The sequence below is a fragment of the Arachidicoccus rhizosphaerae genome, from assembly GCF_900107765.1.
In the GTDB taxonomy this organism is placed as follows: domain Bacteria; phylum Bacteroidota; class Bacteroidia; order Chitinophagales; family Chitinophagaceae; genus Arachidicoccus; species Arachidicoccus rhizosphaerae.
Window position 1 is genome coordinate 1 of the sequence record NZ_FNQY01000055.1, and the last position, 1,160, is coordinate 1,160.

The 1,160-nt window shown below is 33.3% G+C and carries 1 protein-coding gene; it reads left to right on the plus strand.

Translation table 11 applies throughout. From position 1 onward, the window contains the following. Positions 1 to 83 precede the first annotated feature (83 nt). The gene (locus BLU80_RS19345; protein WP_139188227.1) at positions 84 to 455 is read left to right on the plus strand and encodes a hypothetical protein; all 372 of its coding nucleotides are present in this window, start codon (positions 84 to 86) and stop codon (positions 453 to 455) included. Positions 456 to 1,160: the final 705 nt, after the last annotated feature.

Consider the following 1,160-nt stretch of genomic DNA (forward strand, 5'->3'; position numbering starts at 1 on the left):
AATAACAGACCAATAAGAAAATTTGGCTATGCCACCGCAAATGAAGTATTTTTACGATTCGAAGGTAGCGTTGCACTTATTCCTTGAACACAGGTTTTAAATTTATTGCAATTATAATAGTTTCAGTGTTTATTGTGGTGGGTGGGCTTTATCAACTCTTTATTTATTCTCTTTTGACTTCTCATTTCCTTAAAAAGGAGAGCAAATACGGAATAACAACAAATTTAGGCTATCGTTATCACGGTAAATATCATTATACACGCAGTTATTATTTTCAGGTTAATGGGAAAAACTATGATGGTGAGTGTGATGATAGATATTTAAAATTAAAACATTATTTTATAGAATATTATCCTTCAGCTCCCTATTTCAATAGAATGACGTATATAGAAGCAACTAAAGCCGATTATGACAGTTTACCTGTGAATGGTTATAAAGAATTGCCACATAATTAATCGTGATTGGAGTTTTGATTTATGTAAATTTTGAAACCACCAATGACGATTTGACGAGCTTAGAGAATGATTCTAGATCGATGTCGGTCTTTGTCACAGAATTCTTTTCTCTCGATTTTTATTAAGAGAATAACCTTGTAGCTCTCCCTGATGAGTATTCTCAGAATATTTATAATTGCGCATTTGTAAGAGTGAAAAGAATAGGGCTGAATTGCTATGCTGAGCGAGTTGTTTTTAGTTGGGATATTTTCTGGGAAACTTTTTTTCATGCAGCAAAGCGAATTCTTTTTATATAGCTGGTGGCTTTATAAAAAATGCACCTATGCCAATACAGGAATAAGTGCATATCCATATTTAATTTTGTATAATAATTATTGGGATAATCTTTTTGAATTTTTATATATAAAGTTCAATAACTATTTGTAGAATATAAGATAGCATAAGTGTAAATTTATTCTTAAAAGGTTTTATGGGAAATCAATCAGATGAATTTATTATTTGATTATGAGTGTAATGATAAACCAAGTTGCCAACGCTTACGGGAGATGAGCTTTGAATGAGCCTATAAATGGTAAGCCCGATTGCAAATTAACCACCCAAATACCGGACCGGTAGTGTTAAGAACTTTGTGTAAACAGATTTAAGGTATTCCAGGCAGGAGAGCGAAGTGAGGCGCAGCGTAGCGGAGCCGAACGTAGCGCTCCT